Raw genomic sequence first — 24801 nt, 5'->3', positions numbered from 1 at the left:
ATTCATGGCTGTTGGTCTTGGTCCGTTGCCAACGTTGCACCCGGTTGCCGGTTTTGAACTCGGTATTGCTTCGGCGGGCATCAAGCGCCCCGGGCGCAAGGATGTCGTGGTCATGCGTTGCGCCGAAGGCTCGACGGTTGCTGGCGTGTTCACCCTCAACGCCTTTTGCGCAGCTCCAGTGATCCTGGCCAAGCAGCGCGTGCAGGGGCCTGTGCGTTATCTGCTGACCAACACCGGTAACGCCAATGCCGGCACCGGCGCGCCAGGCCTGGCCGCTGCCGAACGCACCTGCGCCAAGCTGGCGGAACTGACCGGTGTCGACGCCAGCCAGGTACTGCCGTATTCCACCGGCGTGATCGGCGAGCCGCTGCCGGTCGAGAAGATCGAAGGCGCGCTGCAAGCCGCCCTCGATGACCTGTCGGAAAACAACTGGGCCGCCGCCGCCACCGGCATCATGACCACCGACACCCTGCCTAAGGGCGCGAGTCGCCAGTTCCAGCATGATGGCGTGACCGTCACCGTGACCGGTATCAGCAAAGGCGCCGGCATGATCCGCCCGAACATGGCGACCATGCTCGGCTACATCGCCACCGACGCCAAAGTCTCGCGCCAGGTGCTGCAAGACCTGATGCTTGACGGTGCCAACAAGTCGTTCAACCGCATCACCATCGACGGCGACACCTCCACCAACGACTGCTGCATGCTGATCGCCACCGGCAAGGCCAACCTGCCTGAAATCACCGAAGCCAGCGGCCCGCTGTTCGCCGCCTTGAAGCAGGCTGTTTTCGAAGTGTGCATGGAAGTGGCCCAGGCCATCGTGCGTGACGGCGAAGGCGCGACCAAATTCGTGACCGTGCAGGTCAACGGCGGTGGCAATCACCAGGAGTGCCTGGATGTTGGCTACACCGTGGCCCACTCGCCGCTGATCAAGACCGCACTGTTCGCCTCCGACCCGAACTGGGGCCGGATCCTCGCCGCCGTTGGCCGTGCTGGCGTGCCTGAGCTGGACGTGAGCAAGATCGACGTGTTCCTCGGTGAAGTCTGCATCGCCAGCCAAGGCGCCCGTGCTGCGACCTACACCGAAGCCCAAGGCGCGGCGGTGATGCAGCAGGAGGAGATCACCATCCGTATCGAACTGGGACGTGGGGATTGCAGCGAAACGATCTGGACCACCGACCTGTCCCACGAGTACGTGAAGATCAACGCTGAGTACCGGACTTAACACGCTCGGGACCGAGCTGCTCCAATCGCGAGCAGACACCTCAGAACCATAAGAAAGGAATTCACATGAGCCTGCACCTGATCATCGGCGACAAAGATCTATCCTCCTGGTCCCTGCGCGGCGCGTTGGCCCTGGCGCTGACCGGCGCGAAGTACACCGAAGAACTGGTCAGGCTCGATCAACCCGACACCCGCCAGAAGCTGCTCAAGTATTCGGCCACAGCCAAGGTCCCGTTGCTCAAGACCGAGTTCGGCGTGATCGCCGATTCCCTGGCGATTGCCGAATACCTGGCCGAACAGTTCCCCGATGCCGGTCTCTGGCCCAAGGATGTGGCCGCTCGGGCCCAGGCGCGCTCGGCCTGTGCACAAATGCACAGCGGCTTCTTCGCCATCCGCAGCAACATGCCCTTTGACCTGCTGCGCGATGCACCGCTGTCGCCCATGCCGGCCGACGTCCAGGTGGAAATCGAGCGGATGCTGGCGCTGTGGGCAGAATGCCGTGCCGCAGCGACCGAAACCGGTCCCTACCTGTTCGGCCGCGTGAGCCTGGCCGATGCATTTTTTGCCCCTGTTGCCGTGCGCTTGCGCACTTACCAGGTCAAACTGTCGGAGGTCGATGAGGCCTACGTCGAAACCCTTTATCAATGGCCGGCGTTCAAGGCGTGGCAACAAGCTGGCCTGGAGGACACTGCGCGGTGAAACGAGTCCATGTGGCGGCAGCGGTCATTCGCGATGCCGCCGGTAAAATCCTGATTGCCCGACGGGCCGACACCCAGCACCAGGGCGGCTTGTGGGAATTTCCCGGTGGCAAGGTCGAGGCCGATGAATCTGTCGAAACCGCCCTGGCCCGCGAACTTCATGAAGAGCTGGGCATTGTCGTCGATGCCGCGCGACCGTTGATCAAGGTGCGTCACGATTACCCGGACAAGCAGGTATTGCTGGATGTCTGGGAAGTCTCGGCGTTCACCGGCGAGCCCCACGGCGCCGAAGGGCAGCCGTTGGCCTGGGTGACGGCCCGTGATCTGACGAACCATGAGTTTCCGGCAGCCAATCAGCCGATCGTCGCGGCGGCCCGTTTGCCGGGTGAGTACCTGATCACCCCTGATGGCCTTGAGACGCCGACCTTACTGCGCGGCATACAGCAGGCGATTGCCGGCGGGATCAAGTTGGTCCAGCTACGTGCTCCCAACGGCTACGACCCGCAATACCGCGATCTGGCGGTGGACGCGGCGGGGCTGTGTGCCGGCAAGGCCCAGCTGATGCTCAAGGGACCGTTCGAATGGCTGGGGGATTTTCCTTCTGCCGGCTGGCACATCACCGCCGCGCAATTGCGCAAGCATGCAGCGGCCGGTCGACCGTTTGGCAAGGACCGCTGGCTGGCGGCCTCCTGCCATAACGCCGAGGAACTGTCCCTGGCGCAGCAGATGGACGTGGACTTCGTGACACTCTCGCCGGTGCAACCAACCCAGACCCATCCCGACGCACAGCCGCTGGGGTGGGCAGAGGCGGCGCGGTTGATCGAGGGCTTCGATAGGCCGGTTTACCTATTGGGTGGGGTCGGGCCTGGCGAGCGGCAAAAAGCCTGGGAGACCGGGGCGCAGGGTGTGGCGGGGATTCGGGCGTTCTGGCCAGGGGCTTGATTTTGTGGTGTGGCTGCTGGCCCCTTCGCGAGCAAGCCCGCTCCCACAGGGAGGCTGTGAACGCCGAAGATCGAGTGTGGGAGCGAGCTTGCTCGCGATGGCGGCCTCAGGAACGATTCAGTCCCCAGGCTTGGCCGCCGCCACCCAAAGTACCTCAGCCACCCCCTGCCGCCGGGCAATGATCCGCGCGGCCACAAACAGCAGGTCCGACAACCGATTGATATAGGCCAGCCCTGGCCCGGCCAATGGCTCCATGGCGTTCAATTGCTGGCAACGCCGCTCGGCACTGCGGGCCAGGCTGCGGCAGACATGCGCCAGGGCAATCAAGCTCGAACCGCCGGGCAGGATGAAATTTTCCAGCGGCCCCAATTCCTCGTTCCACACATCAATCGCGGTTTCCAGTCGCTCGACTTCTGCCATGTTCAGCGCCTGATAGGCCGGCATGGCCAGTTCGCCGCCGAGATCGAACAGCCGGTGCTGACAAGGTGTCAGCACGTCGATGACCTCCTTCAGTGCCGGGTATCGACCCGTTTCAGCGGCCAGGCCGGCCAGTAACAACCCCAGCTGGCTGTTTAGCGTATCCACTTCGCCGATGGCTTCGACCCGTGGGTGGTCCTTCGCCACGCGGCGACCATCGCCCAACCCGGTTTCACCTTTGTCGCCGGTGCGGGTGTAAATCTTCGACAGGCGAAAACCCATGCTCAGCGCTCCAGTTGTTTGTTTTCCTGCGGCACCATCGGGGTGCTCGCCAGGGGCAGGCGCAAGGTGAAGCAGGTGCCTTGGCCCGGCGCCGACTGCACTTCCATCTGGCCCTTGTGGTTGTTGGTGATGATGAAATACGAGACCGACAGGCCAAGGCCCGTGCCCTGGCCTATCTCCTTGGTGGTGAAGAAAGGCTCGAAGGTGCGTTTGCGCACGTTCTCGCTCATGCCGATGCCGTTGTCCTCGACCTGGATTTCCGCCCACGGAGGATTCAACCGCGTGCGCAGGATAATGCGCCCCGGTTCGCTGTCGTCCTGGCGTTGGTGGATCGCTTGGGCGGCGTTTTTCAGCAGGTTGAGCAGCACCTGTTCCAATTCGTTGGCCGTGCCAGGTACCGGGCCCAGGTTCGGGTCGAATTGACGAATGATCGCCTGGCCCTTGAAGTCGAAACCGATTGCCAGGTCGAAGTCGTTGCCGGCGATTTCCACCGCTTGGTCGATCAGCGCCGGCAGGTCGCAAGGCGCCATCTGCCGGGTGCTGCGACGACTGAAGCTGAGCATGTGGGTGACGATTTTCGCCGCCCGGGCGCCGGCCTGCTGGATGCCGTCGAGCAACTGCGGAATCTCCCGGCTCTGCAGGTAACGATTGACCACCGGCAGGTCGATGCCCAGTTGCTCGGCCTGTTCGAGGTTCTTGGGCAACTCCGGCGACAGGCGTCGGCGGATGTTCTGCACGTTGTGCAGGATCGCCCCCAGCGGGTTGTTGATTTCATGGGCCATGCCCGCCGCGAGACCGCCGACCGAGAGCATTTTCTCCGATTGCACCATCATTTCTTCCAGCGACAGGCGCTGGGTGATGTCATCGATCCGGATGACCACGCCACGCCCGGCGCCGCCCATCAGTGGGTAGAAGGTGAGGGCGTAATGCCGGGCTTCGTCGTCCTTGGTCCAGGTGACGCGTTCGATCTTGGCCACTGTGTGTTGCTCGACGGTCTGCTTGAGCTGCGGCAGGTAGGGTTTGAGCGGTTCGAAGGCGAGGAAGATCGGCTGGTTCAGCGCTTCGTCCAGCCGTGTGCCGGAGAGGGCGCTGGCTTCCTGGTTCCATTGGGTGACATAGAGCTGTTCGTCGAGGGCGATCAGCGCCGAGGGCATGGAGTCGATGATGCTGTTGAGGTAATTCTGAAAGCCCGTGAGTTTTTTCTCGATCTTGCTGCGCACCTGGACTTCCAGCTCCAGCTTGCGATTGGTATGGCGGGTTTCTTCCGCCAGGCCCTGGGCCTGGTCGTAGGCGGCCTGGGAGTCGTCCCGCGCGCGCTTGAGTTGCTGTTCCCGGGCTTCGATCCGCGAGAGCATGGTGTTGAACGCCTCGGCCAGGCTACCGATCTCATCGTGGTTGCCGCGTGCGGCACGCAGGGCATAGTTCTCTTCGCGGGTGACCTGGCGTGACAGTTCTTCGAGTTGATGAATCGGCCGGGTGATCAGGCGCTTGATCTGCTGGGCAATGACCAGCCATAGCAACACGCTGAAAATCAGGATGCCGAGGCTGGCGGTCAGGGTGCCGGTGTAGAACGCGGTCGGCAATTCGCTGCTGGCCACCAGTAACAGATGGCCGGGCAGCGTGCCGGGACGGGGCAGGGTAATGATCTGGTTGCTGCGAAACTCGCCCGCCTGCCAGGCTTGTATGTTGCGGTATTGGTCCGGCAGCTTGAGCTTTTCGCCCTGTTGCAGTTGTGCCAGGCGTTCGCCCTGGCCGTCGTACAGCGCCGCCGCCCGTAGCGGTGCGTAGCTGTTGAGCTCATCGAGCAAGCGCTGGGCGCTTTGTGGCGATTGCAGGGCGTCGGAAATCAGGCTCGGGTTGGCCACCAGTCGGCCAATGGTCTGCAGGGCCTGGGGCGCCATGCTTTCCTGGGAAATGTAGTAGGCGGCGCTGATAAAGGTCAGGTTGGCCACTAGCAGGACAGTGGTCAACAACACCAACAGGGCGGCCAGCAGTTTCTGGCCGACCGGGAGGTTTTCAAGGCGCTGGCGCAATGGCATCAGACTCGTCGCTAAAAAGGAACACGAGGGCCAGCGTAGCCGCTGCTCAGTCGCTGGGCAATCCGAGGTTGTGCAAGTGGACAATCAGTCGCTGGCGCAGTTGTTCCAGGTGCGGCACGGTCAGCTCGTGGCGTTGGGCGATCTTGCAGGCATAACCGAGCAAGTAGCTGATTTCAGTGCGGCGCCGATTGGCGACATCCTGGTACATCGAGGAGTAATTGGCGGCCGTGGCCTGGATCACCCGCTCGACTTCCGGCTGCAAATCTTCGGTCGCCGCGGGCTGGCCGCAGCGTTCGAGCAGGTCGGTGAGCTCTGCACACAAGGTCGCCACTTCGCAGCGGTGTTCCTGCAAGCCGCCGTTCTTGCAGCGGTGCAGCACGGTCAGCGGGTTGATTGCGCAGTTGAGCGCCAGCTTGCGCCAGAGTCGGGTGAGGATGTCGGCGCTCCACTCGTGGGGAATGCCGGCGGCGGCCAGGTCGTCGAGCCAGAACGGCGCCACTGGGTGAGCAGGATCGCCCAGCCAAGTGTAGCCGTGGCCGGCGAACACCACGCGCCAGTCACCGTCGCGGAACGCGCCTTCGGTGCTGGAGGCGCTGATGCATCGGGCTTGGGGCGCGCAATTGGCCACCGCGTCCTGGCTGCCGAGGCCGTTCTGCAGCAGGATCAGTTCCGATTCGGCGTCCAGGCGGTGGGCCACCGAGGCCACGGCGGCTTCGGCGTCGTAGGCTTTGCAGGCCAATAGCAGGCGCCTGATTGGTTCCGGGCTGTCCGCCGTTTCGCCAGGTATCGGGTAGCTCTGCGCCAGGCCCTGTTCCACCAGCGTCAGGCCGCCGGCGCTACGGTAGGCCTGCAGGCGGGCTTCGTTGCGCAGCACCAGCCGCACCGGCAACCCGGCCCGGGCCAGGCGCGTGGCCCACAACGTGCCGAGACTGCCGGCCCCCAGGACATGCCAGGTGGTGGACATCAGTTTTTTACTCGGATTGGCGCTGGCATCTGAGGGCTCGCAGTGTCGGCAGGAAAAGAGCCGTTATAATGAGCCCGATTTTAACCACAAGCCAAGCGCGCGCCGTTGATACTGGCGCGCCTTTTTATTTGGAGAACACTACATGCCGTCATTCGACGTGGTATCCGAACTGGACAAGCACGAAGTCACCAACGCGGTTGAAAACGCCGTCAAGGAACTCGACCGTCGTTATGACCTCAAGGGCAAGGGCAGTTTCGAGTTCAAGGAAAAAGACCTGACCGTGAACCTGACCGCCGAGGCCGACTTCCAGCTCGAGGCGATGATCGAGATCCTCAAGCTGGCCCTGGTCAAGCGCAAGATCGACGTGCAGTGCCTTGAGGTCAAGGATGCCTATGCCTCGGGCAAGCTGATGAAACAGGAAGCCGTGCTCAAGGAAGGCATCGACAAGGAACTGGCGAAGAAGATCGTCGCTCATATCAAGGACGCCAAGCTCAAGGTGCAAGCCGCCATCCAGGGCGAGCAGGTGCGGGTCACCGGCAAAAAGCGTGACGACTTGCAGGAAGCCATTGCGGCACTGCGGGGCAAGGAATTCGGCATGCCGCTGCAATTCAACAACTTCCGCGACTGATACTTCGGTTGTATGGAAATTCTGTGACGGGGGGCTTGTGTAGGAGCTGCCGGAGGCTGCGATCTTTTGATCTTTTGATCTTTTGATCGTTCGCTTGAGACTCAAGTGTCTGGGGAAAGATCGCAGCCTCGTTGCACTCGACAGCTCCTACACAGCTCCTACACGGCTTCTACGGGGCTCCTACAGGGCTCTACAGGGCTTCTATATGGGGCTTCTATGCAGCTCCCAGGTTTCTTCGTCAGAGATGCCGCGTGCAACAGAAATAAGGAGAGTTAGATGGACTTGAATGCTGAAGTGGACAACCTGGTCAGGGCTTCCCAGGCCTGGATCCCCATGATCATGGAATACGGCAGCCGCGTGCTGCTGGCGGTCATCACCCTGGCCATCGGCTGGTGGTTGATCAACAAAGTGACACGCAAACTGGGCGCGCTGCTGGCCCTGCGTAACGCCGACCTGGCATTGCAAGGGTTTATCAGTACCCTGGCCAACGTCATTCTGAAGATATTGCTCATCGTCAGCGTCGCTTCGATGATCGGTGTGGAAACCACTTCGTTCGTCGCCGCCATCGGTGCCGCCGGCCTGGCGATTGGCCTGGCCTTGCAGGGCAGCCTGGCGAACTTCGCCGGCGGCGTGCTGATCCTGCTGTTCCGTCCGTTCCGCATCGGCGACTGGATCGAAGCCCAAGGTGTGGCCGGTACGGTCGACAGCATCCAGATCTTCCACACGGTGATTCGCACCGGTGACAACAAGACTGTCATCGTGCCAAACGGCAATCTGTCGAACGGCATCATCACCAACACCAATCGCCAGCCGACCCGCAAGGTGGTGTTCGATGTCGGCGTGGATTACCAGGCCGACCTGCAAAAGGCCCGGGAAGTGTTGCTGGCGCTGGCCAAGGATGAGCGCGTGCTGGCTGATCCGGCCCCGCAAGCAGTGATTTCTACCTTGGGCGACAGCTCTATCACTGTGTCACTGCGGATATGGGTCAAGACGGCTGATTATTGGGATGTCATGTTCATGCTCAATGAACAGGCGCGCGATCGTTTGAAGGACGCGGGGATTGATATTCCGTTCCCACAACGTGTTATTCGTATGGTCCACGAAGGTGCTGCACAGTAACGTTTTGACTGTATGGGATTATTGTTAGTTAGCTTGCTAATTACAAAGTTGCTTTAAACTGACATGCCATAAACACAAAAAAACCGCTCACCTGATTCAGGTGAGCGGTTTTTGTTTGTTACGGTGCAGCTATCGAATTAGCACTGAATTACAAGATGCTCAGTGGGTATTCGACGATGAAGCGGAAGTCGTTGACGTTACCACCATCATAGGCATTGTTCGAACGAGCGATTGCGCTACGAATGCGGAGGGACAGGTCTTTCGCTGGGCCGCTTTGCAGAACGTACTTGGTCTCGAAGTCGAACTCATGCTCTTTACCTTCACCGGAAGCAGTGGTGATGTTGTCGCCTTTGACGTAGCGAGTCATGAAGCTCAGGCCAGGAACGCCGTAGGACTTCATGTTCAGGTCGTAGCGAGCTTGCCAGGAGCGCTCGTCCTCACCGTTGAAGTCGGAGTATTGGATGGAGTTGGCGAGGAAGATAGTGCCACCGCCGTCTACTGCGCCGTACTTATAGCCGCTATCACCCGAGGAGCGTTGGTGCGCCAAGGTGAACTTGTGAGCGCCGACGCTATAGGCTGCCGCGAGGGACCAGATGCGGTTGTCAACGTCACCGTCCAGCTCCTGACCTTGGCTTTTGCTGTCATAGCCGTTGAAGTCGAGGTTCAGGGACTGATCCTCGCTGATCGGCATGGTGTAGTTCAGGTTCAGGTACTTTTTCTTGTAGTAGTCTTCGATGTCGGAAGCAGCTACACCGGCTACAAAGTTGTCAGTGAACTGGTAGGTTGCACCGGCAATGTCAGCCGTCTTCAAGCCGAGGCTGTCGCGGCCCATTTGGTCCTGGTCACGCATGGCAGTGAAGCGACCGGCGCTCAATTCGAGACCTTTGATTTCCTTGCTGGTGATCAAAGTACCGGTGGCGACTTCTGGCAGCAGACGGCTGTCGTCTGTAGAGAAGACTGGACTGGCAACGTACTGGTTGCCGTACTTCAGAACAGTGTCGGAGAAACGGAACTTGACCGCGCCGCCAGCGCTGGATTGGGTGTCTTCCGGATGGCCTTCGCTATCCTTGCCGAACATGCCGTTACCGGTACGACCGGCGCCGCTGTCCAGTTTGACCATGCCATTAGCCAGCGCGTCCAGACCAAAACCAATGGTGCCTTGGGTAAAGCCCGACTCGTAAACAGCCTGTACACCCAGGCCTGTTTCTTCGCGATAACCTTTTTTACGAGTTTTGTTAGGGGTGGACTGGCTGTTGGATTCACCGTGTTTGAAATCACGGTTCATGTACAGCATACGACTTTTGACATTCAGGCTCTGATCTTCAAAAAAGCCCTTGGATTCTTCCTGGGAAGAGGCCATTGCGAACTGCGAAACGCTGGCCGATACAGCCAGTGCGATCATGCTCCACTTCATCACGCGCATCGTGATTTGCTCCTTTGGTTTTTAGAAGAGTACTGCCGTCCCACCTGTTTTTTTATCTGGGCGGCTCTTTCTTTTTGTGTCGGCGCAAACTTATATCACGCCGACATTATTGGCGATACTTGCCCATTCAACCTTTCAGCTTCTTTACGACCATGTCGCCAATGGCTCGATCCATGTCGTATTCAGCTCATCCGACGCAACCGTGTTCACAACTCTAATGTTGTTTTTCTTTTCCGGCATCGGTGTAAAGAGTCCGTCATTACCGCGCTTGAAGCTCCTGAGGGCAGCCTTGCCACTTTAATTTGTATGTCGGCAGGTTCCCGCTTCCGGCGAGACCTTTGGACAGTGCGGGGATGAATGCAACAAGCATGCTCAAACCCGATTTTCGTTTACATTTTTTTCACATCTTACCGATTGAAGCGGTGAAACCTCATGAAACCGGGCCCCAAAGGCCTTGTTTTAAATAGGGTTGACTCGTGTGCGGCTCTCGTGTTTGACGCCGACAAACGTGGCGAGACAACCAAAAACGTTACCGGTTCACCCTACCCAGTGAGTAAATCACGGATACTTTGTGCACTGAGCGTAGACGCACTGTGCTGTTTTGGTGCAAAAAATTTTCAAGCTGTACGAAAATTTTCCAGCCTCGATGCCTTTCCCGAGCCCTGGCACGGTCCTGTCAGGAGCGTGTCGTGTCGCTTGCGCTGTGTTGGTGCGCCTGCATGCACAGGTTGATGCCGTGCGTTGAAAAAAATCATTCGAAGGCCGTGTGTCCGGACGGTACGCCGTGATCGATCCCGCGTTCGAAGGTATGCTGCGTATCTGAGTCCGGTGCAGGCCTGCGGGCCGCCAACCGGGCAGAACCGATAACGAGCGAGGAGTACCCGCGGTGTTCGCTTTAGATCCACGACTGCAACAAGACACATTGCCCATCGGTGATTTCCCGTTGTGCCGGTTGCTCTTGTCCAACGATTCGAACTACCCGTGGTTCATTCTCGTACCGCGGCGGGAAGATATCAGCGAATTGTTTCAATTGGATGACGCTGATCAGCAGCAGCTGTGGAAAGAAACCACGGCGCTGGCCGAAACCCTCAAGGATTCGTTCGATGCCGACAAGATGAACGTTGCAACCCTGGGTAACGTCGTCAGTCAATTGCACATGCATGTCATCGTGCGTAGGCGTGATGATGCCGCCTGGCCTGCGCCGGTCTGGGGCAAGCACCCGGCGCAGCCTTATAATGCAGGGCAGGTCGCGGCGATTCGTGAACGGTTGCGAGTGGCCTTGACCGATGATTTCAAGTTTCTGGAGGGCTGAATCATGAACCTTGAAGACCGCGTGACCGATCTGGAAAGCCGCTTGGCGTTTCAGGATGACACCATCCAGGCATTGAATGATGTACTTGTGGAGCAACAGCGGGTCGTCGAGCGTCTGCAGCTGCAGATGGCGGCGTTGCTCAAGCGCCAGGAAGAAATGGCCGGGCAGTTCGAGTCGTTCGAAGAAGAGGCACCGCCTCCTCACTACTGATTGAGCCCGACTCCCGTTTGACGGGCAATAAAAAACCGCGAGCAGCCAGGCTGCATCGCGGTTTTTTTACGCTTGGATCAGCGGCGCGGCAGCGCGGCGATCACATCTTCGGCCTGCAGGCCCTTGTCGCGGTTCATCACGGAGAACTCCACGCGCTGGCCTTCCACCAGGACGCGATGGCCTTCGCCACGAATGGCCCGGAAATGCACGAAAATGTCATCGCCGGAGTCGCGGGAGATGAAGCCGAACCCTTTGGAGGTGTTGAACCACTTCACCGTGCCGGTATCGCGGTTGGACATGTCGTAGTTCTGCGCAGCGGCGGCCGGCGCCGACTTCTTGTAGAAGCTGACGGCCAGGTGCAGTGCCACGGCGAGCAGTGCTGCACCCAGGCTGAACACAATGGCCGGTTGACCACCGATTTGCGGCATAGGCGCCAGCAGGGCCAGGGTTTGCAGGGCAACGGCCAGCACCAGCAGGACGCTGACCAGGTTTTGCAGTTGGTGACGTGGACCTTTGTTCCAGTAAGGGATGACGGGTGCAAGGGTCAGGTTGAGCAGGCCGAAAAAGGCCAGGTACAGTGCATCGGGGTGTTGCAGGTAAGGTGTGGCTTCGGAACCCAGGCTAGGGATGAAGGACAGCAGCAGGGCAGCTGCGCCCATTAGCAAGTGGACGATTTTCAACATTTTGATTGGCTCACGGTTAAGACAGATCACTAAGGAAGAGCTGGTCGGGGGCGGTTCGCTTCGAAACAATGAGAGGCGTTGGACACGTACCCGAATCAGCCTATGCGCCACACCCGGGAAAATAAGCGTAGCGACACACTGCCTATTTAACAGCAAAGCCCCGGCCTTCTCAAACTCGTTACGGGCGCGTACCGCGCTGTTCGTCGGCCAGAAAAGACCAGCCGCTGCTTGAAGGTGCCAGGCAAACGGCGTTGAATCCTACGGGGCGTCGGAACCGCTCGCTGTCCTGGCTTGTCGGTTCAGGAGGGCTGGCGATCTGTCGCAGGCCATAGGCGGCCAAAACCACTAGAGTTTGGGGCGTTGTCGAATTCATCACCGTCAGGAGATCAACCAACATGGCAATTGATATCGGTATCAGTGAAGAAGACCGCAAGTCCATCGTCGACGGGCTTTCGCGCCTGCTGTCGGACACCTATGTGCTGTATCTCAAGACCCACAATTTCCACTGGAACGTCACAGGGCCCATGTTTCGGACCCTGCACCTGATGTTCGAGGAGCAATACAATGAGCTGGCCCTGGCGGTGGATCTGATTGCCGAGCGAATTCGCGCCCTGGGTTTCCCGGCCCCAGGGGCCTACTCGGTGTACGCGCGCTTGTCTTCTATTAAGGAAGAGGAAGGGGTGCCGGGTGCCGAAGACATGATCCGGCAGCTGGTCGAGGGTCAGGAAGCGGTAACGCGTACGGCCCGTGGCATCTTTCCTTTATTGGACAAGGTCAGCGATGAGCCCACCGCCGACTTGCTGACCCAGCGCATGCAGGTTCACGAAAAGACCGCGTGGATGCTGCGCGCGTTGCTGGAGGGACAGTGACCCCTTAGGCAGGTGCTGACGTGGAGTGGGCAGTATTCCCAGCGAGCGGCGTGTAGGACGGCGTAATTCGTCGCCTGCCTGCTGTTGGCTTGTCCTACGTCCATGGTCATAAAATCGTCTGGAACTGGCGATGCCGTTGAGCTTCCATAGAGCCACAGATGGATTGTTCCAGCTGAGAGGCTCGTATGGCAAAGGAGTGTCAACGGTATGATTCAAGGAAAAGAACCGGGGGAGGGGGGGCATGGGCGTTTCCAGCCCATCAGCGTCGATCCGTTCGTCAGGGGGTTCGATATGCAGTTGGTGCGTCCCCTGGCCCGGTCCATTCGTCTGAACGGGTTCGCCACCTGTCTGCGGCTGGAACAGGTCTATTGGGATATCCTCGGCGACATGGCCCAGCTCAACAGCTGCTCCATCAGTACGTTGCTGTCCCATGTCGACAGGGAAGTGCACCTGCGCCATGGCGGGGTGCGCAATTTTAGCGCGCTGGTGCGTGTGGTTTGCGTGGTGCACAGTTTGAAGGAGGCGGAAATGGATCATGGTGCGGCGTAGGCGCTGCCCAAGGCTGCGATCTTTTGATCTTGATCTTGATTTCGCTTGCGACTCAAGTGTCTGGGGCAAGATCGCAGCCTCGTTGCACTCGTCAGCTCCTACACGCGGTCTTACGGCTGCACAGGCCGCATTTAATGGATATAATCCCGCTCTTTGCCGCAAAGCCCAGCCTTTGCGCGAGTAACCTGATCGCCGAGACAACCCCCATGCCGATGTACGATTATCAATGTGCTTCCTGTGGTCATCAGATGGAAGCCATTCAAAAGATCAGCGCGGCACCGCTGGTCGACTGCCCTGCCTGCCAGGCGCCAGAACTGAAAAAGATGCTGTCCATGCCAGGTTTCCGCCTCGGCGGCACAGGCTGGTATGAAACCGACTTCAAGACCGGCGCCAAGAAGAATTTGGCCGGTGGCGACAAAGCTGATTGAGTTGAACACGCGCGAGTGCTTGCACGGGCAGGTCCTCCAACCGAATTTCGAATTACGAGAAGTGAAACCACTACCATGATGCGCAGCCATTATTGCGGCCAACTGAACGAAAGCCTGGAAGGTCAGGAAGTTACTCTTTGCGGATGGGTCCATCGTCGCCGTGACCATGGCGGGGTGATTTTCCTCGATATCCGTGATCGTGAAGGCCTGGCCCAGGTGGTATTCGATCCGGACCGCGCTGACACCTTCGCCACCGCCGACCGCGTGCGCAGCGAATACGTGGTCAAGATCACCGGTAAGGTGCGCCTGCGTCCGGCCGGTGCCGGCAACGCCAACATGGCGTCCGGCATGATCGAAGTGCTGGGCTATGAGCTGGAAGTGCTCAACGAGTCGGAAACCCCGCCGTTCCCTCTCAACGAATACTCCGACGTGGGCGAAGAAACCCGCCTGCGCTATCGCTTCATCGACCTGCGTCGCCCGGAAATGGCCGAGAAGCTGCGCCTGCGTTCGCGCATGACCACCAGCATCCGTCGTTACCTGGACGAGAACGGCTTCCTCGACGTCGAGACGCCGATCCTGACCCGCGCCACGCCGGAAGGCGCCCGCGACTACCTGGTGCCGAGCCGTACCCACCCCGGCAGCTTCTTCGCCTTGCCGCAATCGCCACAGCTGTTCAAGCAGTTGCTGATGGTGGCCGGGTTCGATCGCTACTATCAGATCGCCAAGTGCTTCCGCGACGAAGACCTGCGTGCCGACCGTCAGCCTGAGTTCACTCAGATCGACATCGAGACCAGCTTCCTCGACGAAAAAGACATCATGGGCCTGACCGAAGGCATGATCCGCAACCTGTTCAAGGAAGTGCTGGGTCTGGAATTCGGCGAGTTCCCGCACATGACCTTCGAGGAGGCCATGCGCCGCTACGGTTCCGACAAGCCGGACCTGCGTAACCCGCTGGAACTGGTGGACGTGGCCGATCAGCTCAAGGACGTCGAGTTCAAGGTGTTCAGCGGCCCGGCCAACGACCCGAAATGCCGTATCGCGGCCCTGCGCGTTCCTGGCGGTGCCAGCATGCCGCGCAAGCAGATCGACGACTACACCAAGTTCGTCGGCATCTACGGGGCCAAGGGCCTGGCCTACATCAAGGTCAACGAACGCGCCGCCGGTGTTGATGGCCTGCAATCGCCAATCGTGAAGAACATCCCGGAAGCCAACCTCAATGTGATCCTCGATCGCGTGGGCGCAGTTGACGGCGACATCGTGTTCTTCGGCGCCGACAAGGCCAAGATTGTCAGCGAAGCCCTGGGCGCGCTGCGTATCAAGCTGGGTCACGACCTGAAGCTGCTGACTTGCGAGTGGGCGCCAATGTGGGTCGTTGACTTCCCGATGTTCGAAGAAAACGACGACGGCAGCTTCTCTGCACTGCATCACCCGTTCACCGCGCCGAAGTGCTCGCCGCAAGAGTTGGAGGCCAACCCGGCCACCGCTCTGTCGCGCGCTTACGACATGGTCCTGAACGGCACCGAGCTGGGTGGAGGTTCGATCCGTATCCATCGCAAGGAAATGCAACAGGCGGTGTTCCGTCTGCTGGGCATCGACGAAGCCGAGCAGGAAGAGAAGTTCGGCTTCCTGCTCGACGCCCTGAAATACGGCGCGCCGCCCCACGGTGGCCTGGCCTTCGGCCTGGACCGCCTGGTGATGCTGATGACGGGCGCCCAGTCGATCCGTGAAGTGATCGCATTCCCGAAAACCCAGAGCGCGGCCGATGTCATGACCCAGGCGCCGGGTGTGGTGGATGCCAAGGCGCTGCGCGAGTTGCACATCCGTCTGCGTGAACAGCCAAAGGCTGAGTAAGGCTGGCACCTGAGAGGGCGCATCTTCGGATGCGCCTTTTCATTGGGGTCGATATTTCTGGTTGCCGGCGGTTGCGCAAGCGCAGGGCGGGCAATAGTTTCAAAGAAAAACCGGAGCGAGTTATGGCAGGTCATTCCAAGTGGGCGAACATCAAGCACCGCAAAGAACGTCAGGATGCCAAGAGAGGCAAGATCTTCACCAAGTGGATCCGTGAGCTGACGGTCGCGGCCCGCCAGGGTGGCGGCGACCCGGGTTCCAACCCGCGCTTGCGCCTGGCCCTGGACAAGGCGCTGGGTGCCAATATGAGCCGCGACATCATCGACCGGGCCATCGCCCGTGGCGCGGGTGCGACCGAAGCTGACAACGTTGAAGAACTGACCTACGAAGGTTATGGCCCGGGCGGCGTGGCGGTGATGGTCGAATGCATGACCGACAACCGCAACCGTACAGCCGCCGCCGTGCGTCACGCGTTCAGCAAATGCGGTGGCAACCTGGGCACCGACGGCTCGGTGGCCTATCTGTTCGAGCGCAAGGGGCAAATCAGCTTCGCGCCGGGCCTCGATGAAGATGCCCTGACGGAGGCGGCCCTGGAGGCCGATGCCGATGACGTGGTCAGCCATGAAGACGGTTCGTTCGATGTGTTCACATCGTTCGCCAGCTTCTATGCCGTGCGCAACGCCCTGGAGGCGGCCGGTTTCAAGCCCGCCGACGCGGAAATCGTCATGCAGCCGACCACCAGTGCCGAACTGGACTTGGAAGGCGCCGAGAAGGTGCTCAAGCTGATCGACATGCTGGAAGACCTGGACGATGTGCAGAACGTCTACTCTAACGCTGACATTCCGGAGTCGGTGGCTGAACAGCTCGGCTGACGGAGCGTAATGCTGCTCACTTAAGTTTGTGTGGAACCATTGTGGCGAGGGAGCTTGCTCCCGCTGGAACCTGTAGGAGCTGGCGAAGCCTGCGATCTTTTGATCTTGGTCTTGATCTTGATCTTGGTCTTGGTCTTTCGCTTGAGATTCAAGTGTCTGGGGAAAGATCGCAGCCTCGTTGCACTCGACAGCTCCTACACAGCTCCTGCGTAGCCCGGCGGGAGCTGGCTCTCTCGCCACGGATTCACTGCAAGCCTTTGATGAGCTGTATCCTCTTGTAACCCGCATTACCTTTTCGCAGGCGCTATGACTTTAATCCTTGGTATCGACCCTGGTTCGCGCATCACCGGCTACGGTGTGGTTCGCGATACCGGGCGCGGCTGCGTGTACGTCGCATCTGGTTGTATCCGCACCGGGGCGGGTGAGCTGCATGAACGCTTGCAGATCGTTTATCGCGGCGTGCGCGAGGTCATCCAGACCTATGGGCCGGTCACCATGGGCATCGAAAAGGTCTTCATGGCGCGCAACGCCGACTCGGCCTTGAAGCTGGGGCAGGCCCGGGGCGCAGCCATTGTGGCTGGCGCCGAGGAAAACCTGGAGATCGCCGAGTACAGCGCGACCCAGGTCAAGCAGGCGGTCGTCGGAACCGGGGCGGCGAACAAGGAGCAGGTGCAAATGATGGTAATGCACCTGTTGAAACTGGTCAGCAAGCCGCAGATCGATGCTTCCGATGCCCTGGCCATCGCCATTTGCCATGCCCATACCCGTTCCAGCCTGTTGCCTCACGGCCTGGGAACCGCACGCAGTCGTGGCGGGCGCCTGCGTCTCTGATAGCATCAGCGCAATCTTTCGTGAGCCCGAGCATCTTGCGCCTGTGTCGTCGGCCCTATGCCCGGGCTGTTACTCGCCAGCCAGCAGGCTGGCCAACACCCAAGGATCTGAAACGTGATTGGACGCTTGCGCGGCACCCTGGCTGAAAAACAGCCGCCGCACCTGATTCTGGATGTAAACGGCCTGGGCTATGAGCTGGAAGTGCCCATGACCACGCTGTATCGCTTGCCGTCGGTCGGCGAGCCGCTGACCCTTCACACCCATTTGGTCGTGCGCGAGGATGCGCAGTTACTCTATGGCTTCGTCGGTAAGCGCGAGCGGGACTTCTTCCGCGAGCTGATCCGTCTCAATGGCGTCGGCCCGAAACTGGCCCTGGCCTTGATGTCTAGCCTGGAGGTCGACGAACTGGTGCGTTGCGTGCAGTCCCAGGACACCTCGGCCCTGACCAAGGTGCCAGGTGTGGGCAAGAAAACCGCCGAGCGCCTGCTGGTCGAACTCAAGGATCGCTTCAAGGCCTGGGAAGCGGTGCCGGCGATGTTCGCCCTGGTGCCGAACCAGCCGGATGCGCCTGCGCCTGCGGTCAGCGCCGAAAACGATGCAGTCACCGCCCTGATCTCCCTGGGCTACAAGCCGCAGGAAGCCAGCAAGGCGATTTCTGCGATCAAGGAAAAAGGCTTGAGTACCGAAGATATGATTCGTCGCGCCCTGAAGGGAATGATTTAAGTGATTGAAGCTGACCGCCTGATCGCCGCCACGGGCGCGCCCCGTGACCGCGAGGAAATCCAGGACCGCGCGATTCGTCCTGTCAGCCTGGCCGACTACATCGGTCAACCGACGGTGCGCGAGCAGATGGAGTTGTTCATCCAGGCCGCCCGTGGGCGCAGCGAGTCGCTGGACCACACCTTGATCTTCGGCCCGCCGGGCCTGGGCAAGACCACCCTGGCCAACATCATTGCCCAGGAAATGGGCGTCTCGATCAAGAGCACGTCGGGGCCGGTCCTCGAACGACCGGGTGACCTGGCGGCGCTGCTGACCAACCTTGAGCCCCATGACGTGCTCTTCATCGACGAAATCCATCGGCTGTCGCCGATCGTCGAGGAAGTGCTGTACCCGGCCATGGAAGATTTCCAGCTCGACATCATGATCGGTGAAGGGCCGGCCGCACGCTCCATCAAGCTCGACCTGCCGCCCTTCACCCTGGTGGGCGCCACCACCCGTGCCGGGATGCTGACCAACCCGCTGCGGGATCGTTTCGGTATCGTCCAGCGCCTGGAGTTCTACAACAACGCCGACCTGGCGACGATTGTCAGCCGTTCGGCGGGCATCCTCGGGTTGCCGCTGGACCCGGACGGTGCCTATGAGATCGCCCGTCGTGCCCGGGGTACGCCGCGGATCGCCAACCGACTGCTGCGCCGGGTCCGGGACTTTGCCGAAGTCCGGGCCAAGGGTCACATCACCAAGCCGATTGCCGACCTGGCGTTGAACCTGCTGGACATTGACGAGCGTGGTTTCGACCACCAGGACCGGCGCCTGCTGCTGACCATGATCGAGAAGTTCGACGGTGGCCCGGTGGGCGTGGACAGCCTCGCCGCGGCCATCAGCGAAGAGCGCCACACCATTGAAGATGTGCTGGAGCCATACCTGATCCAGCAGGGCTACATCATGCGTACCCCTCGCGGGCGCGTGGTGACCCGCCACGCTTATCTGCATTTTGGCTTAAACATCCCGACACGAATGGGTGAGATGCCGGTGGTAGACGAATTCCTCGATGCCGTGGACGATTAACGAGCTCTGTTCGCCGACTTTTTTCCGGTTCGTGCTGTCCCAGACGACGCCTGGAACGTCAATGCGTTCGAGAATGAAAAAACAGTTGCCAGGCCGATTGGCAACCTGAGGAGTAAGCACTAGAGTATGCGCGCGCAAAACGGGCTGGAGTCGTTCGCACATCGCTGTCGCGTTTATTACGAGGACACCGATGCTGGCGGCATCGTCTACTACGTCAATTACCTCAAGTTTATGGAACGGGCTCGAACCGAACGGCTGCGGGAACTGGGTTTCGCCCAATCCGCGCTGGCAGGGGAGGACCTGTTATTCGTCGTGCATTCCAGCGAAGCGCGCTACCACGCGCCGGCGCGACTGGACGACGAGTTGGTGGTAAGTGCCGATGTCATCGAATTGAACCGTGTCAGCCTGCGCTTCAAGCAGCAGGTCAGGCGGGCTACGGATAACGTGCTGCTCTGTGAAGGGCAGTTTTTGGTGGCCTGTGTGCGCACCCATAGTTTGAAACCCCGGGCCATTCCCGAAGCTCTACGCGCGGCCTTTGCCGGCGTGAGCGGCGCCGGTACACACTCAGAGCAGGAGATAAAGCGTGGAAGCTAACGTCGTCGACCATACCTCCATGTGGAGCCTGGTCAGCAATGCCAGCGTCGTGGTGCAACTGGTAATGCTGATCCTGGTAGCCGCATCGGTGACCTCATGGATCATGATTTTTCAGCGCAGCAACATGCTGCGCGCCGGTCGTCGAGCCCTGGAGAGCTTCGAAGAGCGCTTCTGGTCCGGCATCGACCTGTCCAAACTCTACCGCCAGGCTGGCAGTAATCCGGACCCGGATTCGGGCGTGGAGCAGATCTTCCGTGCCGGCTTCAAGGAGTTTTCCCGCCTGCGCCAGCAGCCGGGCGTTGACCCGGAAGCGGTGATGGAAGGTGTGGCCCGTGCCATGCGCGTCGCCATCTCCCGCGAGGAAGAAAAACTCGAACAGGGCCTGTCGTTCCTGGCCACCGTCGGTTCGGTCAGCCCGTACATTGGTCTGTTTGGTACAGTGTGGGGGATCATGAACTCCTTCCGTGGCCTGGCTTCTGCCCAGCAAGCGACCCTGGCCACCGTGGCCCCGGGCATCGCCGAGGCACTGGTCGCCACCGCCATCGGCCTGTTCGCGGCCATTCCGGCCGTTATCGCCTACAACCGCTTCGCCGCCCGCAGCGAAATGCTGACCGGCCGTTACTACACCTTCGCCGATGAATTCCAGGCGATCCTGCACCGTAAAGTGCACACCAGCGAAGAATAAGCAGGTATTTCCCAATGGCTTTAATCGCTCGAGCCCGAAAAAAGCGCAAGCCGGTTGCCGAGATGAACGTGGTGCCCTACATCGACGTGATGCTGGTACTGCTGGTCATTTTCATGGTGACCGCACCCATGCTCAATCAGGGCGTGAAGGTCGATCTGCCCAAGGTTTCCAGCGAAGCCTTGCCGCAAGACAACAACACCCAGGTACTGACCATTTCGATCAAGGCCGACAAGACCTACTACTGGAACCTTGGCAGCGAAGTCGACACCGAGAAGCAGCAGGACCGGGCCATGACCTTGCCGCAGATGACCGACGCGGTGACCAAGATCATTCGTGTCGGCAACGATGCCGGCAAGCGCACCCAGGTCTTCATTCGCGGCGACAAGACCGTCGACTACGGTGCCGTGATGGGCGCCATGGGCGGCCTGCAGAAAGCCGGGGTCGGTAATGTTGGCTTGATCACCGAGGCCCCCTGATGCAGCAACAGCGAGAGCCGTCCGCCTCGGAAAGCTACTTCTGGCCCAGCGTCCTGGCAATCGGCCTGCATGTGCTGGTGTTCGGCATGCTGTTCGTCAGTTTTGCCATGACTCCAGAGCTGCCGCCGGCCAAGCCGATCGTGCAGGCGACGTTGTACCAGCTCAAGTCGAAAAGCCAGGCGACCACCCAGACCAACCAGAAACTCGCCGGTGAGGCGAAGAAATCTGCTGCGCGCCAGACCGAAGTCGAGCAGATGGAGCAGAAGAAGGTCGAGCAGGAAGCGATAAAGGCCGCGGAACAAAAGAAAGAGGAAGCGGCTCAAAAGGCCGAGGAAGCCAAGAAGGCCGATGAGGCGAAGAAAGCTGACGAGGCGAAAAAGGTTGACGAAGCCAGGAAAGCCGACGAAGCGAAGAAAGCCGCCGAGGCCAAAAAGGCAGAAGAGAAACAATTGGCTGATATAGCCAAGAAGAAAGCCGAAGAAGAAGCCAAGAAAGCCGCGCAAGAAGAAGCCAAGAAAGCGGCCGCTGAAGAAGCGAAGAAAAAGATCGTCGAGGACGCGAAGAAAAAAGCGGCCGAAGACGCCAAGAAGAAAGCTGAAGCTGAACAGGCGAAAAAGAAAGTCGCCGAAGACGCGAAGAAGAAAGCCGCCGCCGACGCCGCCAAGAAAAAGGCCCAGGACGCAGCGCGTAAATCCGCCGAAGACAAAAAGGCCCAGGCCTTGGCAGATCTGCTTTCCGACACGCCGGAGCGCCAGCAGGCCTTGGCCGATGAGCAGGGCGACGAAGTCGCCGGCAGCTACGATGATTTGATTCGCGCCCGAGCGGCAGAAGGCTGGGCTCGTCCACCTTCGGCGCGTAAAGGCATGACGGTAGTATTGCAAATCGGCATGTTGCCCGACGGTACGGTTACCTCGGTCAACGTCGCCAAGTCCAGTGGTGACGGCCCGTTCGACGCTTCGGCGGTCGCAGCGGTCAAGAACATTGGGCGATTGACGGAAATGCAAGGAATGAAACCGAGCGACTTTGCTCCCTATCGTTCATTCAAGATGACATTCACACCTGAGGATCTAGCCTTGTGAGAAACCTTCTTCGATCAATGCTGGTCGTTATCTGCTGCCTGGCAGGGATAGCGGTAGCAGAGGAAAAGAACATCCTGGTCACCAGCGGCAGCGACCGGGCGACGCCGATCGCCGTCGTACCGTTCGGCTGGCAGGGCGGCAGCGTCCTGCCGGACGACATGGCGGAAATCATCGGCAACGACCTGCGCAACTCGGGTTACTACGCGCCGATTCCGAAACAGAACATGATCAGCCTGCCGACCCAGGCCAGCGAAGTCATCTACCGTGACTGGAAAGCCTTGGGCGCCCAGTACCTCATGGTCGGCAGCATCGTGCCGGCCGGCGGTCGCCTGCAGGTGCAGTACACCCTGTTCAACGTCGCCACCGAGCAGCAAGTGCTGACCGGCAGTGTGTCGGGCAGCGTCGATCAACTGCGTGACATGGCGCATTACATCTCCGACCAGTCGTTCGAAAAACTCACCGGCATCAAGGGCGCGTTCTCTACCCGCATGCTCTACGTGACGGCCGAACGCTTCTCCCAAAACAACACCCGCTACACCCTGCAACGCTCCGACTATGACGGCGCGCGTGCGGTGACCTTGCTGCAATCGCGCGAGCCGATCCTGTCGCCGCGCTTCGCTCCCGATGGCAAGCGCATTGCCTATGTCTCGTTCGAGCAGAAGCGTCCGCGCATTTTCGTGCAGCACATCGACACCGGTCGTCGTGAGCAGATCACCAACTTCGAAGGCCTGAACGGCGCGCCAGCCTGGTCGCCGGACGGTTCGCGCCTGGCGTTCGTGCTGTCCAAGGACGGTAACCCGGACATCTACGTGATGAACCTGGCTTCGCGTTCGATCTCCCGCGTCACCAACGGCCCGGGCATCAACACCGAACCGTTCTGGGGCAAGGATGGCTCGACCATCTACTTCACCTCCGACCGTGGCGGCAAGCCACAGATCTACAAGACCAGTGCCGGTGGTGGCGGTGCCGAACGCGTGACATTCGTCGGTAACTACAACGCCAACCCTAAGCTGTCGGCGGACGAAAAGACCCTGGTGATGATCCATCGCCAGGATGGTTTTACCAATTTCAAGGTGGCGGCCCAGGATTTGCAGCGCGGTAGCGTAAAAATCCTCACTGATAGCACTCTGGATGAGTCGCCCACTGTTGCGCCCAACGGCACCATGGTAATCTACGCCACCCGCCAGCAGGGCCGGGGAGTCTTGATGCTCGTGTCCATTAACGGACGCGTGAGGCTCCCGCTTCCTACCGCTCAAGGCGAAGTCAGAGAACCGTCCTGGTCCCCTTACCTGAACTGACGCGGCGCTACACGTTTTACTTAACACACTGGGGTTCATTAGGAGTTTCACGATGGAAATGCTGAAGTTTGGTAAATTTGCTGCGCTGGCTCTGGCCATGGCTGTAGCTGTAGGTTGCTCGTCCAAAGGCGGCGACAATGCCGGTGAAGGTGCTGTTGATCCAAACGCTGGTTACGGCGCTAACACTGGTGCAGTTGATGGCTCCCTGAGCGAAGAAGCTGCTCTGCGCGCAATCACCACCTTCTACTTCGAATACGACAGCTCGGACCTGAAGCCAGAAGCCATGCGCGCTCTGGACGTTCACGCCAAGGACCTGAAAGCCAACGGCGCTCGCGTCGTTCTGGAAGGCAACACCGACGAACGTGGTACTCGTGAGTACAACATGGCTCTGGGCGAGCGTCGTGCGAAAGCCGTTCAACGCTACCTGGTACTGCAAGGTGTTTCCCCAGCTCAGCTGGAACTGGTTTCCTACGGCGAAGAGCGTCCAGTTGCTACCGGCAACGACGAGCAGTCCTGGGCTCAAAACCGTCGCGTCGAACTGCGTAAGTAATTCGTCATGCGAACGTGCCGTCGTGCTGTAACTGTCCTGGCTCTCAGTCTCGCGCCGCTTGCGGCGTGGGCTGCGGTTCCTGTGGTCGATAACGATACCGGCTATAACAATAGCGGGAGCAGTTATCCGCCTGCAGGTTACGGTACGAACGGCGCCTATGCCGGGGGAGGGGTTTCGGCCCCTGTCTCGGCACAGGGCGTGCTGTTCAACCAGCTCCAGCAAATGCAGGATCAACTGTCACGCCAACAAGGCGCGATCGAAGTTCTGCAAAATGAAGTGTCGCGCATGAAGCAGGAAAACCTGGAGCGATACCAGGATCTTGATCGGCGCATAGGAACCGGCGTTGCACCTGCCGCGACTCCTGAGAATTCTCCTGCCGGTGGCGACTTGAACGCCCCCGGTGCAGCCGCAGGCGCGGGAGCAGCCGCTCCCGCAGCACCTGCCGCCGGTGGCGAGCCGGCTGATCCGGCGAAGGAAAAGCTCTACTACGATGCTGCCTTCGACCTGATCAAGGCCAAGGATTTCGACAAGGCCAGCCAGGCTTTTGCCGCTTTCCTGCGCAAATACCCAAACAGCCAGTACGCGGGCAATGCCCAGTACTGGCTGGGTGAAGTGAACCTGGCCAAGGGCGACCTGCAAGGTGCCGGCCAGGCGTTTGCCAAGGTTTCGCAACTGTATCCCAAGCACGCCAAGGTGCCGGATTCGCTGTACAAGCTGGCTGACGTAGAGCGTCGCCTTGGTCACACCGACAAGGTAAAAGGCATTCTGCAGCAGGTGGTGGCCCAATATCCGGGTACATCCGCCGCCCAGTTGGCCCAGCGTGATCTGCAACGCATGTAAGTCGGCTTGACCCTGTCTTGAAGAAACCCGCGCCTGTCGCGGGTTTTTTCGTTAGAATTCACGCCCTTTTTATGAAACACGCTTTTTGGGATCTGCGCGTTGGCGGGGTTCCTTGAAGTGCCTGACGGAGGCGGACAGCCTGTTTAGCTGTTACGCCCG

At 60.0% G+C, this 24801-nt stretch carries 27 protein-coding genes; 22 read left to right on the top strand and 5 right to left on the bottom strand.

The genetic code is table 11. The annotated features are described in order from the left end of the window. Positions 1–4 precede the first annotated feature (4 nt). The 3 genes from argJ (at position 5) to GFU70_RS22430 (ending at position 2861) form a co-directional block, all read left to right on the top strand. A complete protein-coding gene (gene argJ / locus GFU70_RS22440; protein WP_058542626.1) occupies positions 5–1222 on the top strand; it encodes a bifunctional glutamate N-acetyltransferase/amino-acid acetyltransferase ArgJ in 1218 nt (405 codons plus the stop codon). 65 nt (positions 1223–1287) lie between these two features. After that, on the top strand, positions 1288–1920 hold the full coding sequence (locus GFU70_RS22435; RefSeq protein WP_153388824.1) for a glutathione S-transferase family protein: 633 nt from the start codon (positions 1288–1290) through the stop codon (positions 1918–1920). Beyond that, positions 1917–2861, top strand: a complete 945-nt coding sequence (locus GFU70_RS22430; RefSeq protein WP_058542624.1) for a Nudix family hydrolase — start codon at positions 1917–1919, stop codon at positions 2859–2861. The genes GFU70_RS22435 and GFU70_RS22430 overlap by 4 nt, the downstream gene beginning before the upstream one ends. A gap of 117 nt (positions 2862–2978) precedes the next feature. Here GFU70_RS22430 and GFU70_RS22425 read toward each other — a convergent pair whose 3' ends face one another. Genes GFU70_RS22425 through GFU70_RS22415 form a run of 3 tightly spaced genes read right to left on the bottom strand, consistent with a single transcriptional unit; the run spans position 2979 to position 6563 of the window. Then, positions 2979–3560 (bottom strand): cob(I)yrinic acid a,c-diamide adenosyltransferase, encoded by a 582-nt coding sequence (locus GFU70_RS22425; RefSeq protein ID WP_153388823.1) that lies wholly within the window; start codon positions 3558–3560, stop codon positions 2979–2981. 2 nt (positions 3561–3562) lie between these two features. Beyond that, positions 3563–5599, bottom strand: a complete 2037-nt coding sequence (locus GFU70_RS22420; RefSeq protein WP_058542622.1) for a HAMP domain-containing sensor histidine kinase — start codon at positions 5597–5599, stop codon at positions 3563–3565. Positions 5600–5645: 46 nt separating this feature from the next. Beyond that, positions 5646–6563: a putative 2-dehydropantoate 2-reductase gene (locus GFU70_RS22415; protein ID WP_153388822.1), complete on the bottom strand. Its 918-nt coding sequence runs from the start codon at positions 6561–6563 to the stop codon at positions 5646–5648. 142 nt (positions 6564–6705) lie between these two features. Here GFU70_RS22415 and GFU70_RS22410 point away from each other — a divergent pair, with 142 nt between their 5' ends. Together GFU70_RS22410 and GFU70_RS22405 are read left to right on the top strand one after the other, a co-directional pair. Further along, positions 6706–7191, top strand: a complete 486-nt coding sequence (locus GFU70_RS22410; RefSeq protein ID WP_003205057.1) for a YajQ family cyclic di-GMP-binding protein — start codon at positions 6706–6708, stop codon at positions 7189–7191. A 276-nt stretch (positions 7192–7467) separates the two neighbouring features. After that, positions 7468–8310 carry a mechanosensitive ion channel family protein gene (locus GFU70_RS22405; protein ID WP_058542620.1) on the top strand — a complete coding sequence of 281 codons (843 nt, stop codon included), beginning with the start codon at positions 7468–7470 and terminating at the stop codon, positions 8308–8310. A 148-nt stretch (positions 8311–8458) separates the two neighbouring features. Here the strand turns inward: GFU70_RS22405 and GFU70_RS22400 are convergent, their stop codons facing one another. Further along, entirely contained in the window at positions 8459–9733 is a 1275-nt protein-coding gene (locus tag GFU70_RS22400; protein WP_058542619.1) for an OprD family porin, read from the bottom strand. A gap of 886 nt (positions 9734–10619) precedes the next feature. Between GFU70_RS22400 and GFU70_RS22395 the strand changes: the two genes are divergently transcribed. After that, complete coding sequence (locus GFU70_RS22395) at positions 10620–11045, top strand: HIT family protein (protein WP_116641427.1); 426 nt, start codon at positions 10620–10622, stop codon at positions 11043–11045. Positions 11046–11048: 3 nt separating this feature from the next. Next, entirely contained in the window at positions 11049–11255 is a 207-nt protein-coding gene (locus GFU70_RS22390; RefSeq protein ID WP_042728752.1) for a SlyX family protein, read from the top strand. Between the two features lie 77 nt (positions 11256–11332). On the opposite strand, the gene GFU70_RS28945 is transcribed toward GFU70_RS22390, so the two are convergent. After that, positions 11333–11938 (bottom strand): cold-shock protein, encoded by a 606-nt coding sequence (locus GFU70_RS28945; protein ID WP_058542617.1) that lies wholly within the window; start codon positions 11936–11938, stop codon positions 11333–11335. A 395-nt stretch (positions 11939–12333) separates the two neighbouring features. On the opposite strand from GFU70_RS28945, the gene GFU70_RS22380 reads away from it, so the two are divergent. The 15 genes from GFU70_RS22380 to ybgF all read left to right on the top strand — a co-directional run bounded on the left by GFU70_RS22380 (position 12334) and on the right by ybgF (position 24642). Further along, positions 12334–12807 (top strand): Dps family protein, encoded by a 474-nt coding sequence (locus GFU70_RS22380; RefSeq protein ID WP_014339923.1) that lies wholly within the window; start codon positions 12334–12336, stop codon positions 12805–12807. Between the two features lie 207 nt (positions 12808–13014). After that, entirely contained in the window at positions 13015–13356 is a 342-nt protein-coding gene (locus tag GFU70_RS22375) for a ribbon-helix-helix domain-containing protein (RefSeq protein ID WP_153388821.1), read from the top strand. A gap of 206 nt (positions 13357–13562) precedes the next feature. Next, positions 13563–13784 carry an FmdB family zinc ribbon protein gene (locus GFU70_RS22370; RefSeq protein WP_003178589.1) on the top strand — a complete coding sequence of 74 codons (222 nt, stop codon included), beginning with the start codon at positions 13563–13565 and terminating at the stop codon, positions 13782–13784. 75 nt (positions 13785–13859) lie between these two features. Then, a complete protein-coding gene (aspS, locus tag GFU70_RS22365; protein WP_058542615.1) occupies positions 13860–15635 on the top strand; it encodes an aspartate--tRNA ligase in 1776 nt (591 codons plus the stop codon). 122 nt (positions 15636–15757) lie between these two features. Further along, the gene (locus tag GFU70_RS22360; protein ID WP_018614256.1) at positions 15758–16504 is read left to right on the top strand and encodes a YebC/PmpR family DNA-binding transcriptional regulator; all 747 of its coding nucleotides are present in this window, start codon (positions 15758–15760) and stop codon (positions 16502–16504) included. A gap of 306 nt (positions 16505–16810) precedes the next feature. Next, on the top strand, positions 16811–17335 hold the full coding sequence (ruvC, locus tag GFU70_RS22355) for a crossover junction endodeoxyribonuclease RuvC (protein ID WP_003178595.1): 525 nt from the start codon (positions 16811–16813) through the stop codon (positions 17333–17335). Between the two features lie 114 nt (positions 17336–17449). Next, positions 17450–18058, top strand: coding sequence for a Holliday junction branch migration protein RuvA (gene ruvA / locus GFU70_RS22350; protein WP_058542614.1), 609 nt, complete (start codon positions 17450–17452; stop codon positions 18056–18058). Continuing rightward, on the top strand, positions 18059–19120 hold the full coding sequence (gene ruvB / locus GFU70_RS22345) for a Holliday junction branch migration DNA helicase RuvB (protein WP_003178599.1): 1062 nt from the start codon (positions 18059–18061) through the stop codon (positions 19118–19120). A 126-nt stretch (positions 19121–19246) separates the two neighbouring features. Next, positions 19247–19714, top strand: a complete 468-nt coding sequence (gene ybgC, locus GFU70_RS22340; RefSeq protein WP_003205037.1) for a tol-pal system-associated acyl-CoA thioesterase — start codon at positions 19247–19249, stop codon at positions 19712–19714. After that, a complete protein-coding gene (gene tolQ, locus GFU70_RS22335) occupies positions 19704–20399 on the top strand; it encodes a protein TolQ (RefSeq protein ID WP_058542613.1) in 696 nt (231 codons plus the stop codon). Before ybgC ends, tolQ begins: the two co-directional genes overlap by 11 nt. Before the next feature lie 23 nt (positions 20400–20422). Then, entirely contained in the window at positions 20423–20875 is a 453-nt protein-coding gene (gene tolR, locus GFU70_RS22330) for a protein TolR (protein ID WP_161798348.1), read from the top strand. Then, on the top strand, positions 20875–21954 hold the full coding sequence (gene tolA, locus GFU70_RS22325; RefSeq protein ID WP_058542612.1) for a cell envelope integrity protein TolA: 1080 nt from the start codon (positions 20875–20877) through the stop codon (positions 21952–21954). The genes tolR and tolA overlap by 1 nt, the downstream gene beginning before the upstream one ends. After that, positions 21951–23252 carry a Tol-Pal system beta propeller repeat protein TolB gene (gene tolB, locus GFU70_RS22320; protein ID WP_153388820.1) on the top strand — a complete coding sequence of 434 codons (1302 nt, stop codon included), beginning with the start codon at positions 21951–21953 and terminating at the stop codon, positions 23250–23252. Before tolA ends, tolB begins: the two co-directional genes overlap by 4 nt. A gap of 52 nt (positions 23253–23304) precedes the next feature. After that, positions 23305–23802, top strand: a complete 498-nt coding sequence (pal, locus tag GFU70_RS22315) for a peptidoglycan-associated lipoprotein Pal (protein ID WP_003178634.1) — start codon at positions 23305–23307, stop codon at positions 23800–23802. 6 nt (positions 23803–23808) lie between these two features. Next, positions 23809–24642: a tol-pal system protein YbgF gene (gene ybgF, locus GFU70_RS22310; protein ID WP_058542610.1), complete on the top strand. Its 834-nt coding sequence runs from the start codon at positions 23809–23811 to the stop codon at positions 24640–24642. Positions 24643–24801 lie beyond the last annotated feature (159 nt).

Source organism: Pseudomonas brassicacearum (assembly GCF_009601685.2).
GTDB lineage: Bacteria > Pseudomonadota > Gammaproteobacteria > Pseudomonadales > Pseudomonadaceae > Aquipseudomonas > Aquipseudomonas kilonensis_B.
Note: the sequence above shows the minus strand (reverse complement) of the source record. Positions and strands in the feature narration are given on the sequence as shown.